The organism is Amycolatopsis sp. lyj-23, from assembly GCF_046549135.1.
GTDB lineage: Bacteria > Actinomycetota > Actinomycetes > Mycobacteriales > Pseudonocardiaceae > Amycolatopsis.
The window spans coordinates 297,283-309,564 of sequence record NZ_JAJPWN010000014.1 but is presented as its reverse complement, the minus strand read 5'-3'; the positions used below and the strand labels follow the sequence as shown (position 1 = coordinate 309,564).

Genomic DNA, 12,282 nt, shown 5'->3' with positions numbered 1-12,282 from the left:
GTTTCGGTGGTTATAGCGTCAGGGAAACGCCCGGTCCCATTCCGAACCCGGAAGCTAAGCCTGACAGCGCCGATGGTACTGCAACCGAAGGGTTGTGGGAGAGTAGGACACCGCCGAACTTACTTGAAAAAGGGCCTGGGCCCGGTCGAGACACAAGTCTCCCGGCCCAGGCCCTTTCTTCATACCCACCCCCAACCCCTCCAGGCCCGCGACCCGACCCTCCAGATACGCAAGCCGACCGCCCAGGTACGCAAGCCGACTGCCTGGGTACGCCGGCCGACCGGCGAGGTACGCGAGTTCCGGCTTCAATCACGCGAGTTCCGGCCCCAGTCACGCGAATCCCGCCCGGGATCACGCGAGTCCCGGTCGCAGTCACCGGGGTTCCGGCCCGGGTCACGCCCGGCCGGCCGCCGTGATGCCCCTTCAATCACGCATGATGCCCCACCAGTCACGCGTGATGCCCCGCCAAGCACGCGCGATGCCTCAACCCGGCCCCCGGCGACCCACCGGACGGCCCTTCAACGGGGACGACAACACCAGCGACGTCGCCGTCTCCCCGTACCGCTGCACCTTCTCGAGCAGCTCCTCCAGCTCCGCGGTATCCCGGCACAGCACCCGCAAGATCCAGCACTCCTCACCCGTGACGTGGTCCGCCGCCACCACCTGGGACAGCGGCAGCACCGCCGTCCGGAAGCGGGGCGTGTCCAGGCTCCGGACCCGGGCCCGCACCAGCGCCTCGATCGGCAGCCCCAGCTTCGTCGTGTCCACTCTCGCCGCGTAGCCGGTGATCACGCCGCGCTCCTCGAGACGGCGGACGCGTTCGGTCACCGCCGAGCCGGACAGCGATACTCGGCGCCCCAGCTCCGTGAAGCTCAGCCGGCCGTCGGCCTGCAGGAGCTCCAGCAGGCGCCAGTCGACGTCGTCGAGGTGGTCCACCGCAACTCTCCCGGGTTCGCAGGGCCGCAACAGGGAAATCCCCGGCTGTCCCGGGCTTCCACGCCGATTCTGCCCTGTCCCGGAACCGCCTGCCCCAGCAGGATTTACCCCATGACACGCACGCTCGCCTTCCCCGTCGCGACGCCCGAAGCCGCCGCCGAGTTCTTCGCGGCCGAACTCGCCTTCGACGTCGATCCCGACGATCTCGTCCAGGACCTCGAGGCCGGACGCACCGACGGCTACGTCGTCGTCGAGACGCGGGCACCCGAAGCCTTCGCCAACGCCCGCATCCCCGGCGCGGTCAACCTGCCCTACCGGGACCTGACGGCGGAAAGCACGGCCCACCTCGACCGGGACCTCGTCTACGTCTGCTACTGCGAAAGCTCCGTCTGCAACGCCGCCACCAAGGGCGCGCTCAAGCTCGCCCAGCTGGGCTTCAAGGTCAAACGGCTTTCCGGCGGCATCACCGGCTGGATCGCCGCCGGCTACCCGTACGAAGGCGACAAAGCCCCGGGGATCCGCTGCGCCTGCTGACCTACCCTGGACACCGTGACCCGAATCCTGATCATCCAGCCGGACGCGTCGGACCCGGTGGGCCCTCTCGGCGACTGGCTGACCGAGGCCGGCGCGGAACTCGACGTCCGCCTGCTGCCGGACACCGACCTGCCCGCCGATCTCGACGGCTACCGGGGCGTCGTCTGCCTCGGCGGCGGCATGGGCGCGGAGGACGACGCCAAGCACCCGTGGCTCGCCGACGTCCGGCGGCTGCTGGCCAAGGCGGCCGCGAAGAACCTGCCGCTGCTGGGGATCTGCCTCGGCGCCCAGCTCCTGGCCGTCGCGACCGGGGGCCGGGTCGAGGTCGGCCCCGACGGGCCGGAGGTCGGTCCGCACCTCGTCAGCAAGAAGGACGCGGCGTGGACCGACCCGCTGTTCGCCGACCTGCCGCTCGTGCAGGACGTCCTCCAGTTCCACACCGACGCCATCACCCGGCTCCCGCCCGGCGCCGAACTGCTCGCCTCTGCGCCGCGCTACGCGCACCAGGCCTACCGGCTCGGGCGCTGTGCCTACGGCGTCCAGTTCCACATCGAGACGACCCCCGCGGTCGTCGAGAGCTGGGCCGCGGAATGTCCCGAGGAAGCCGAGTTCGCGCGGCCCGGTGCGCTCGAACACGACAAGCTGGTCACCGCGCACGCCGACATCGAGGAGACCTGGCGCCCCTTCGCGCAGCGGTTCGTCAAGCTGGCCGCCGGGGAGCTCGAAGCCGCCGTCACGAGTCAACGCACGTTACCGCTGGCTTAACGACGGAAGTCACAACCAGCAACACGGTGTTAACGCCGGGCGCACCCGTCAGGTACCTTGCGCAAAGAGTCCCCACAAGGGTGCGGAGGTCGGGGTGCAACCCTCGTTGCTGGTCGTGGTCGTCGTCGTCACGGCCCTCATTTTTGATTTCACGAACGGGTTCCACGACACCGCGAACTCGATGGCCACGTCGATCGCCACCGGCGCGCTGAAACCCCGCGTGGCCGTGGCGATTTCGGCGGTGCTGAACCTGGTGGGCGCGTTCCTGTCGGTCGAGGTCGCCAAGACGATCTCCAGCGGCCTGGTGGACGACACGAAGATCGGCCCGGCGATCGTCTTCGGCGGGCTGATCGGCGCGATCGTCTGGAACCTCGTGACGTGGTTCGTCGGGCTGCCGTCGAGTTCGTCGCACGCGTTGTTCGGCGGCCTGATCGGCGCCACCTGGATCTCCGCCGGCGCCGGCTCGGTCCACTTCGGAAAGATCGTCGAGAAGGTCCTGGTGCCCGCCGCGGCCAGCCCGGTCATCGCCGGGCTCGTCGCGATGGCCGCCACCTACTGCGTCTACCGCTTCCTCGTGCGCGGCCGCCCGGCCACGCGCGGGTTCAAGGCCGGGCAGATCGTCTCGGCGTCGCTGGTCTCGCTCGCGCACGGCACGAACGACGCGCAGAAGACGATGGGCGTCATCACGCTCACCCTCGTCACCGCCGGCAGCCTGCCCGCGGGCGCGTCGCCGCCGGTCTGGGTGATCGTCAGCGCCGCGTGCGCGCTCGCGCTCGGCACCTACCTCGGCGGCTGGCGCATCACCCACACCCTCGGCAAGGGCCTGACCGACATCGAGGGCCCGCAGGGTTTCGCCGCCCAGACGAGCTCGGCGCTGGTCATCCTCGTCTCGTCGCGGCTGGGCTTCCCGCTGTCGACGACGCACGTCTGCTCCGGCGGGATCGTCGGCTCGGGCGTCGGCCGCCGGGCCGCGCCGGTCCGCTGGCGGATGGCGGGCCGGATGGTCGTCGCGTGGCTGTTCACGCTGCCCGCGGCCGCGATCGTCGGCGCGATCTCCGGCAAGATCGCTTCGCTCGGCAACGCGGGCACCATCGCCGTCGGGGTCGCCGGGGCCGGGGTCGGCCTCGGCATCTACCTCCTCTCGCGCCGCCACCCCGTCACCGCGCACAGCTTCCAGGTGCCCGAGCCGACGCCGGCCGGCACCGAGCCGGGCCGGCTCGCTGCCTGAGCTGCCTCCCCCGGCTACGGTGGTCGGTGATGGCAGACCGCGCGCGAACGACCGCCTCGGCGGCGAGGTACGGCTTCACCGATCCCCGTGCCGAGGGTCAGTTGCGCGCGGCCGGCTGGTGGACCGACGCCGGCCCGGTCGAGACGGCCGGTGACGTCCTCGCGGCGTTGTCCCGCACCGCCGACCCCGACCTCGCCCTGCTCGGCCTGGACCGGATCCGTGAGGCCGACGCCGCCGGGTGGGCCGCCCTCGAAGAGCAGTTGTGCACCCACCGGACCTTCCGCGGGCGCTTCCTCAGCGTGCTCGGGACGTCGAGCGCGCTCGGCGACTTCCTCGCCGCGAACCCGGACCAGTGGCGCTCGCTCACCGGGGACAAGTGCACCGATTCCGCCTGCTACCGCGAAGCGCTGCGCACGGCTCTCCTGGCCGGCGACGGTTCGGTGCTCACCGGGCTCAAAGCCGAGCAGGCCCTCAAGGTCGCCTACCGCGGCCAGCTGCTCGGGATCGCCGCCGCCGACCTCGGGCACGTCGTCGAGGCCGGGCTCGAGCACCCGGGCTACGCCGAGGTGGCGGCGCAGCTGACCGAGCTGGCGGAGGCCGCGCTCGCCGCCGGGCTGGTCGTCGCCGAAGCCGAAGCCGGCGCGTCGGCCGAAGGCACCTTGGCGATCATCGCGATGGGCAAGTGCGGCGGCCGGGAGCTCAACTACGTCAGCGACGTCGACGTCATCTTCGTCGGCGAAGGCGACCTCGGCCTCGCGACGCGGCTGGCGAGCACGATGATGCGCGTCGTCGGCAAGGCGTGCTTCGAGGTCGACGCGGCGCTGCGCCCCGAGGGCAAGGCCGGCGCGCTCGTCCGCACGCTGGACGGACACCACGGCTACTACCAGAAGTGGGCCAAGACCTGGGAGTTCCAGGCGCTGCTCAAGGCGCGCCCGGTCGCGGGCGACGCCGAGCTCGGCCGCCAGTACGCCGAAATGGTGGCGCCGCTGGTGTGGTCGGCGGCCGACCGCGAAAACTTCGTCGCCGAAGTGCAGCAGATGCGCCGCCGGGTCGAGGGACACGTGCCGTCCGAACACGCCGAACGCGAGCTGAAGCTGGGCCGCGGTGGCCTGCGCGACGTCGAATTCGCCGTGCAGCTGCTGCAACTGGTGCACGGCCGGGTCGACGCGGACCTGCGCTCACCGTCCACGATGGACGCGCTCGAAGCACTCGGAGAGGGCGGTTACGTCGGTCGTCAGGACGCCGCCGAGCTGGGCGCGTCGTATGAGTTCCTGCGGATGATCGAGCACCGGCTGCAGCTGCGGCGGCTGCGCCGGACCCACCTGTTCCCGGCGCCGGCGGAGACCGGCGAGCTGCGCATCCTGGCCCGCGCCAGCGGGATCAAGGCCAGCGGCGGCAAGACGCAGGGCGAGTCGCTGCTCGCGGAGTTCCGGCGGCACGGCCAGGGCATCCGGCGCCTGCACGAAAAGATCTTCTACCGGCCGCTGCTGCAGTCCGTCGCGAACGTGCCGGCCGAGGCGCTGCGCCTGACGACCAAGCAGGCCGCCAGCCGCCTGGCCGCGCTCGGCTACACCGCGCCCGACGGCGCGCTGCAGCACATCAAGGCCCTCACCGCGGGCGTCTCGCGGCGCGCGGCGATCCAGCAGGCGCTGCTGCCGGTGCTCCTCGACCTCTTCGCCGACACGCCCGACCCCGACGGCGGCCTGCTGTCGTACCGGAAGGTGTCCGAGGCGCTCGAAGAAACGCCGTGGTACCTGCGGGTGCTGCGCGACGAAGGCACGGTCGTGGAGAACCTGGCGTTCCTGCTCGGGACGTCACGGCTGGTGCCCGACCTGCTGGTCCGCGCGCCGGAGGTGCTGCAGCTGATCGGCGATCCGGCCCGGCTGCTGGGCCGCACGCCGGCCGAGGTGGCGACGTCGCTGCGGGCGGCGGTCCGGCGGCAGCCGGGGCTGAACGCCGCCGTCGCCGCCGCGCGTTCGCTGCGGCGGCACGAACTCCTGCGCGTCGCCTGCGCGGACCTGCTGGGGCTGCTCGACGTGCGCGCGGTCTGCGAAGCACTTTCGAGCGTCTGGGTGGCGGTGCTGCAGGGCGCGCTGGCCGCGGCGTTCCGCCAGCGCCAGGCCGAGCTCGGCCGGACGCCGGCGCGCATCGCCGTCATCGGGATGGGCCGGCTCGGCGGCGCCGAACTCGGCTACGGCTCCGACGCCGACGTGCTCTTCGTGTGCGAGCCGGCCGAAGGGGTTTCGGACGCCGACGCCGTGAAGTTCGCTTCGTCGGTCGCGGAGACGGTCCGGAAGATGCTGGGTGCGCCGAGCTCGGACCCGGCGCTGGTGGTCGACGCCGACCTGCGGCCGGAGGGGCGCAGCGGGCCGCTGGTCCGCACGCTGGAGTCGTACCGCGCGTATTACGCGCGCTGGGGCGAAGTCTGGGAGGCGCAGGCGCTGCTGCGGGCCCGGTTCGTCGCCGGCGACGACGACCTCGGCGAGCGGTTCATCGCGATGATCGACCCGATCCGCTACCCCGAGGGCGGCTTGGACGCGACGAAGGCGCGCGAGATCCGCCGCATCAAGGCCCGCGTCGAGACCGAGCGGATGCCCCGCGGCGCCGACGCGACCCTGCACACGAAGCTGGGCCGCGGTGGCCTCGCCGACGTCGAGTGGACGGTCCAGTTGCTGCAGCTCCAGCACGCCCACGAGGTCGAAGGCCTGCGGACGACGTCGACGCTCGACGCACTGGCGGTGCTCCCGGAGGCGGGGCTGGCGGAGCAGCCCGAAGCGGACTCGCTGACCGAGGCGTGGCTGCTGGCGACCCGTGTCCGCAACGCGGGCATGCTGGTGCGCGGCAAGGCGGTCGACCAGGTGCCGGGCTCGGGCCGCGACCTGGCGGCGGTGGCCCGCGTCCTCGGCCAGTCGGCGGGCGACGACCCGGGCGAGTTCCTCGACACGTACCGCCGCCTCACCCGCCGGGCGCACGCGGTGGTGGAGCACCTGTTCTACGAGGCCTGATTTACAGTGGCCGGGTGACCGATCGCGAGCCGTTCCGGACCCGGATCAAGGTCCGGCACTACGAGCTGGACACCCTGGGCCACCTCAACCACGCCGTCTACCACTCGTACGGAGAGGTCTCCCGCCTGGAGCTCCTCGAAGCGTCGGGCGCGCTGAAGGGGCTCCCGGGCGTGGCGGCGGTGCTGCTGGAGACGCACGTGGTCTTCCGCCGCGAGCTGCGCGCGGGCGACGAGGTCGAGGTGACGTGCGAAGCCAAGTTCGGCAGCGGCAAGACGTTCAAGATGAACTCGGACATCATCAAGCTGGACGGCACACTGGCGGCGGAGATCACCTGCACACTGGGGCTGATGGATCTGGAGCGCCGCAAGCTGGTGGCGGACCCGCGCGGCCGGTTCGAGGCCGCGGGCGCGGACCTGCGGATCTTGTCGACGTCGGAGTAGGAGAAACGCCGGTGGCGAGGGCTCTTCGCTCCTCGCCACCGGCGTGTCCGTGGGCCGTGCTACCTGATCACACGTCGTAGTACAGGGAAAACTCGTACGGGTGCGGGCGCAGGCGCAGCGGGTCGATCTCGTTCTCGCGCTTGTACGAGATCCACGTCTCGATCACGTCCGGGGTGAATACGCCGCCCTCGAGGAGGTACTCGTGGTCGGCTTCCAGCGTGTCGAGGACCGTGCCCAGGTCGCCCGGGACCAGCTTGACGTCCTTGGCCTCCTCGGGCGGGAGCTCGTAGAGGTCCTTGTCGATCGGCTCCGGCGGCTCGATTTTGTTCCGGATGCCGTCGAGGCCGGCCATCATCATGGCCGAGAACGCCAGGTACGGGTTGCCCGACGAGTCCGGGCAGCGGAACTCGGCGCGCTTGGCCTTCGGGTTGTTGCCCGTGATCGGGATGCGGACGCACGCCGAGCGGTTGCGCTGCGAGTAGACCAGCGAAACCGGCGCCTCGAAGCCCGGGACCAGGCGGTGGTAGGAGTTCACCGTCGGGTTCGTGAAGGCCAGCAGGCTCGGCGCGTGCTTGAGCAGGCCGCCGATGTAGTGGCGCGCGGTGTCCGACAGGCCGGCGTAGCCCGACTCGTCGTGGAACAGCGGCTGGCCGTCCTTCCACAGCGACTGGTGGCAGTGCATGCCCGAGCCGTTGTCGCCGGCGAGGGGCTTCGGCATGAACGTCGCCGTCTTGCCCGCCGCGAACACCGTGTTCTTCACGATGTACTTGAACAGCTGCAGGTCGTCGGCCGCGTGCAGCAGCGTGTTGAACTTGTAGTTGATCTCGGTCTGACCGGCGGTGCCCACCTCGTGGTGCGCGCGCTCGATCTCGAAACCGGTGTTCGTCAGGTTGCGGACGATCTCGTCGCGCAGGTCGGCGAAGTGGTCGACCGGCGGGACCGGGAAGTAGCCGCCCTTGAACTTCGTCTTGTAGCCCTGGTTGCCGCCGACCTCGTCGGCGCCGGTGTTCCACCAGCCCTCGACGGAGTCGATCTCGTGGAAGGAGGCGTGCTCGGCGGAGTCGAAGCGGATCGAGTCGAAGATGTAGAACTCGGCTTCGGGGCCGAAGTAGACGTTGTCGGCGACGCCGTACTCGGAGATGTACTGCTCGGCCTTGCGCGCGATGTTGCGCGGGTCGCGGCTGTACGCCTCACGCGTGAAGGGGTCGTGCACGAAGAAGTTGAGGGCGAGCGTCTTCGCCTTGCGGAACGGGTCGATCCGGGCGGTGGCCGGGTCCGGCAGCAGCAGCATGTCGGACTCGTGGATGGACTGGAAGCCGCGCACCGAGGAGCCGTCGAACGCGAGACCCTCTTCGTAGGCCTCTTCCGTGAAGGCCTTCGCGGGCACCGTGAAGTGCTGCATCACGCCGGGCAGGTCGCAGAACTGGACGTCGATGACCTCGACGTCCTCGTCGGCGATGAGGCGCTGGATGTCGTCTGGAGTAGTGGGCACCCTCGGTGACTCCTTCTCGTTCGAGCTCGTACGGCAGTGCTCTCTTCGGCTCACGCTAAAAGTGCGGTGTTGCCCGACCGTCACCCGTATGTTTCGCCGGTGTTAACGGGTGGTCGATATCGGGTATCCGACCAGGTCGGATGTGGTCCACGCCACCGGCATACCCTGGACGGGTGGCGAGATGGACGGGTGAATGGCTGCCCGGCACCGGCGACGGCGGTCAGGGCACTGATCAGCACGGCTCGCGGTGGCCGGGCGAGAAGTTCGGTTTGCCCGAATCGGGCGTCGGCTCGGCGGCGAGCGGGGGCGCGCGCCTGCTCGGGCTGATCGTCGACCTGGTCGTCGCGGCACTGGTCACGGCCATCTTCCTGCACCCCAGCCTGCAGGACCCCGCCGCGATGCAGAACTTCAACCTCTGGTCCGGCGGCGTGTGGGCGGTCATCTCCGTCATCTCGGCCGGCTTCTTCGGCTTCACACCCGGGATGGCCGCGGTCGGCATCCGCGTCGCCCGCCTCGACGGCGCCGCGCTGGTCGGCCCGCTGCGCGCGCTGATCCGGGCGGCGCTGACGTTCGTGCTCATCCCGGCCGCGGTCCGCAACGCCGACGGCCGCAGCTGGCTCGACCGGCTGACCGGCACGGTGGTCATCCGGATGCGCTGAGGGCCGCCGATCGCCCGCGTGGCCCGGTCGGGCGGCGTGGTGAGCGGATGGCCCGGTGACGCCGGCCGCCGACACGGTCGTCGGTGCCCAGGCGCCGCGCCCGAGCGCGAAAAAGGCCCCACCCGGGATCCGGGCGGGGCCTTTTCTTACGCGGGGGTCAGCGGCGGCGGATCGTCCGCTGGACGTTGCGCATCTTCGCGCCGGCGGGCATCGGGCCCTTCGGGAGCGCCGCGCCGCGGTTGCCGAGGGCGGCCAGCTTCGCCTCGAGGGCGTCGACCTGGGCCGGCTTGAGGTTGCGGGGCAGCTTCATCAGGTAGCCCTGGAGCTTCTTCAGCGGGAGCTGGCCGTCTTCGTGGCCGATCGTCACGTCGTAGATCGGCGTGTCGCCGATCAGGCGGGAGACGCGCTTCTTCTCCTGGGCGAGCAGGGTCTTCACGCGGTGCGGCGCGCCTTCGGCGACCAGCACCACGCCGGGGCCGCCGAGGACCCGGTGCACCGCGTCGAGCTGCGTGGTCGCCGCGACGGTCGGCGTCACCTTCCAGCGGCCGCGCAGGTTCTCCAGCGCCCACGCCGCGGCGCCGGGCTGGCCGTCGGCCTTCGAGTAGACCGTCTTCTGGACGCGGCGGCCGAAGATGATCATGGCGAGGAGAGCGCCGAGGATCAGGCCGAGCGGCAGCAGCACCCACTGCGCGTCGAAGAAGAACCCGACCCCGAACAGGACGCCGGCGACGACGATGATCGCCCCGGCCATCCAGGGGATGAGCCACGGGTCTTCCTTGCGCTGCATCTTGAAGGCCTCGAAGAGCTGGCCGCGGCGTGCCTTGCTCGCCGCGCGCTTCTCCTTCTTGGCCTGCTTGGCCGCTTCCTTGTTCTTACCCGAGTCCTGCTGTCCCGCCATATGACCAGGATACGGCCGCGTGCCCCTGCCCCGTTTCCCCGTCCCCCTCTGCGAGGATGCCGGACGTGACCGGCGTACTTTCCCCCAGGAGCCTGAACCGTCTGCTCGATGGCCTCGACCCCGAGCAGCGCGCCGCCGCCAGTGCCCCACGGGGGCCGGTCTGCGTGCTCGCCGGGGCCGGCACGGGCAAGACCCGCACGATCACCCACCGGATCGCCCACCTCGTCCGGTCCGGGCACGTTTCCGCCGGTCAGGTCCTCGCCGTCACGTTCACGACGCGTGCGGCGGGGGAGATGCGGACGCGGCTGCGGGGTCTCGGCGTCGAGGCGGCGCAGGCGCTGACGTTCCACGCCGCCGCCCGCCGTCAGCTGCGGTACTTCTGGCCGCGCGTGGTCGGCGACCGGCCGTGGGACCTGCTGGAGAACAAGCTGCGGTACGTCGGCCAGGCGGCGAACCGGGCCAAGCTCGGCACCGAGGTCGAGGTCCTGCGCGACCTGGCCAGCGAGATCGAGTGGGCGAAGGCGTCGCTGATCAGCCCGGACGACTACCCGGCGGTCACCGCGCGCGCCCAGCGGGACATCCCGGCGCCGGCGGCGCAGGTCGCCGAGGTCTACCGGATTTACGAAGAGCTGAAGAACGCCGCGCAGGTGCTCGACTTCGACGACCTCCTGCTGCACACGACGGCGGTGCTCGAGGAGCACGGCGCCGTCGCCGAGGAGTTCCGGGACCGCTACCGCTGCTTCGTCGTCGACGAGTACCAGGACGTCACGCCGCTGCAGCAGCGCTTGCTCGACGCGTGGCTCGGCGGCCGCGACGACTTGACCGTCGTCGGCGACGCCAACCAGACGATCTACTCCTTCGGCGGCGCGTCGCCGCGGCCGCTGCTGGAGTTCACGCGGCGCTACCCGGACGCCACGGTCGTCCGCCTCGAGCGCGACTACCGGTCGACGCCCGAGGTCGTGGCGCTGGCGAACCGGGTGATCGGCGCCGCGCGGGGCCGTCCGGCGGGCTCGCGGCTGAAGCTGATCGGCCAGCGGCCGCCGGGGCCGGAGCCGCGGTTCGCCGAGTTCGACGACGAGGCGGTCGAGGCCGGCGCCGTCGCCCGCCGGGTGCGCGAGCTGCTCGACGGTGGTGTCTCGGCGAGCGAGATCGCGATCCTCTACCGGATCAACGCCCAGTCGGAGGCCTACGAGTCGGCGCTGGCCGACGCCGGCGTCCCGTACCTGGTCCGCGGCGGCGAGCGGTTCTTCAACCGGACCGAGGTCCGGCAGGCGATGTCCGCACTGCGGGCGGCGAGCGGCGACGGCAGCTCCGACCTGGTCACGACGGTGCGTTCAGTGCTCGCGCGGGTCGGTCTCACCGAGTCCCCGCCCGCCGGCGGGGCGGCGAAGGAACGCTGGGACGCGCTCCTGGCGATCGTCGAACTGGCCGAGGAGCTCGCTTCGACGGTCTCCGACGCGGACTTGCCGCGCTTCTGCGCCGAGCTCGACCAGCGCGCCGCGGCCCAGCACCCGCCGACGGTCGAGGGCGTGACGCTGGCGTCGCTGCACGCGGCGAAGGGCCTGGAGTGGGACGCGGTGTTCCTCGTCGGCCTCGCCGAGGGCACGATGCCGATCCTCCACGCGGGTGACGACGAAGCCGCGATCGAGGAGGAGCGGCGGCTGTTCTACGTCGGCGTCACCCGGGCCCGCGAGCACCTGTGGCTGTCCTGGGCGCTGGCCCGCACGCCGGGCGGCAGGCGCAACCGGCGGCGCAGCCGGTTCCTCTACGGCCTGGTCCCGGAGGACCACCCGGCGGCCAGGGTCGCGCGGTCCCAGCAGAAGCCGGCGACGCCGGTCAAGACGCGCTGCCGCGTCTGCGGCGGCCCGCTGCTGGAGACCCTCGACGTCAAGCTGGGCCGCTGCGGGCGCTGCCCGTCCACTGTGGATGAGGACCTGCTGGAGCGGCTGAAGTCCTGGCGCGGCGACCGGGCGCGCGAGCTCAAGGTGCCGGCCTTCGTCGTGTTCACGGACGCGACGCTGATGGCCATCGCCGAGCAGCGCCCGGCCGACGAGGCGGCGCTGGTGTCGATCTCCGGCATCGGGGCGACGAAGCTCGAGCGCTTCGGCGCGGAGATCCTCGGCGTCGTCCGGGCGTCGACGGGGTCTTGACCGCGTCCGAACCATGATCGACGCGGCGAACCCGCTGCTCAGGGGCGATCTTCGTATCTTCGAGGATTTTCCCGTTAATTGAGTTGCCCCCGTGTGGTGCGGGGCAATAACCTGCCAGTACCGAGCCCGAAGGGCTCGACTGGGGATCTACGAGACGCGCCGCTCAGCGGCCGCG

10 protein-coding genes and 1 rRNA gene are annotated in these 12,282 nt (G+C 71.4%); 8 read left to right on the top strand and 3 right to left on the bottom strand.

Going from position 1 to position 12,282, the window contains the following annotated elements; all coding sequences use genetic code 11:
- Window positions 1–2: 2 nt before the first annotated feature.
- Window positions 3–119 (top strand): 5S ribosomal RNA (gene rrf / locus ACLJPY_RS33345).
- Window positions 120–483: 364 nt separating this feature from the next.
- Here the strand turns inward: rrf and ACLJPY_RS33340 are convergent.
- The gene (locus tag ACLJPY_RS33340; protein WP_410594619.1) at window positions 484–936 is read right to left on the bottom strand and encodes an Lrp/AsnC family transcriptional regulator; all 453 of its coding nucleotides are present in this window, start codon (window positions 934–936) and stop codon (window positions 484–486) included.
- 111 nt (window positions 937–1,047) lie between these two features.
- On the opposite strand from ACLJPY_RS33340, the gene ACLJPY_RS33335 reads away from it, so the two are divergent.
- The 5 genes from ACLJPY_RS33335 (at window position 1,048) to ACLJPY_RS33315 (ending at window position 6,908) form a co-directional block, all read left to right on the top strand.
- Window positions 1,048–1,470 carry a rhodanese-like domain-containing protein gene (locus ACLJPY_RS33335; protein ID WP_410594617.1) on the top strand — a complete coding sequence of 141 codons (423 nt, stop codon included), beginning with the start codon at window positions 1,048–1,050 and terminating at the stop codon, window positions 1,468–1,470.
- A gap of 15 nt (window positions 1,471–1,485) precedes the next feature.
- Window positions 1,486–2,235 carry a type 1 glutamine amidotransferase gene (locus tag ACLJPY_RS33330; RefSeq protein ID WP_410594615.1) on the top strand — a complete coding sequence of 250 codons (750 nt, stop codon included), beginning with the start codon at window positions 1,486–1,488 and terminating at the stop codon, window positions 2,233–2,235.
- A gap of 94 nt (window positions 2,236–2,329) precedes the next feature.
- Window positions 2,330–3,463 carry an anion permease gene (locus ACLJPY_RS33325; protein WP_410594613.1) on the top strand — a complete coding sequence of 378 codons (1,134 nt, stop codon included), beginning with the start codon at window positions 2,330–2,332 and terminating at the stop codon, window positions 3,461–3,463.
- Between the two features lie 29 nt (window positions 3,464–3,492).
- Window positions 3,493–6,468 carry a bifunctional [glutamine synthetase] adenylyltransferase/[glutamine synthetase]-adenylyl-L-tyrosine phosphorylase gene (locus tag ACLJPY_RS33320; protein ID WP_410594611.1) on the top strand — a complete coding sequence of 992 codons (2,976 nt, stop codon included), beginning with the start codon at window positions 3,493–3,495 and terminating at the stop codon, window positions 6,466–6,468.
- A gap of 14 nt (window positions 6,469–6,482) precedes the next feature.
- The gene (locus tag ACLJPY_RS33315) at window positions 6,483–6,908 is read left to right on the top strand and encodes an acyl-CoA thioesterase (protein WP_410594609.1); all 426 of its coding nucleotides are present in this window, start codon (window positions 6,483–6,485) and stop codon (window positions 6,906–6,908) included.
- A gap of 67 nt (window positions 6,909–6,975) precedes the next feature.
- On the opposite strand, the gene glnA is transcribed toward ACLJPY_RS33315, so the two are convergent.
- A complete protein-coding gene (gene glnA, locus ACLJPY_RS33310) occupies window positions 6,976–8,400 on the bottom strand; it encodes a type I glutamate--ammonia ligase (RefSeq protein WP_410594607.1) in 1,425 nt (474 codons plus the stop codon).
- A 269-nt stretch (window positions 8,401–8,669) separates the two neighbouring features.
- Here glnA and ACLJPY_RS33305 point away from each other — a divergent pair, with 269 nt between their 5' ends.
- Window positions 8,670–9,059: an RDD family protein gene (locus ACLJPY_RS33305; protein ID WP_410594645.1), complete on the top strand. Its 390-nt coding sequence runs from the start codon at window positions 8,670–8,672 to the stop codon at window positions 9,057–9,059.
- Window positions 9,060–9,216: 157 nt separating this feature from the next.
- Here ACLJPY_RS33305 and ACLJPY_RS33300 read toward each other — a convergent pair whose 3' ends face one another.
- Window positions 9,217–9,957 (bottom strand): DUF4191 domain-containing protein, encoded by a 741-nt coding sequence (locus ACLJPY_RS33300; protein WP_410594606.1) that lies wholly within the window; start codon window positions 9,955–9,957, stop codon window positions 9,217–9,219.
- Between the two features lie 65 nt (window positions 9,958–10,022).
- Here ACLJPY_RS33300 and ACLJPY_RS33295 point away from each other — a divergent pair, with 65 nt between their 5' ends.
- Window positions 10,023–12,107 carry an ATP-dependent DNA helicase UvrD2 gene (locus ACLJPY_RS33295; protein ID WP_410594605.1) on the top strand — a complete coding sequence of 695 codons (2,085 nt, stop codon included), beginning with the start codon at window positions 10,023–10,025 and terminating at the stop codon, window positions 12,105–12,107.
- Window positions 12,108–12,282 lie beyond the last annotated feature (175 nt).

What these genes read in the sequence shown, in the direction of transcription:
- ACLJPY_RS33320 (WP_410594611.1), top strand. Translation starts at nt 3,493, where the DNA reads ATGGCAGACCGCGCGCGAACGACCGCCTCGGCGGCGAGGTACGGCTTC.
- ACLJPY_RS33300 (WP_410594606.1), bottom strand. Translation starts at nt 9,957, where the DNA reads ATGGCGGGACAGCAGGACTCGGGTAAGAACAAGGAAGCGGCCAAGCAG.
- ACLJPY_RS33335 (WP_410594617.1), top strand. Translation starts at nt 1,048, where the DNA reads ATGACACGCACGCTCGCCTTCCCCGTCGCGACGCCCGAAGCCGCCGCC.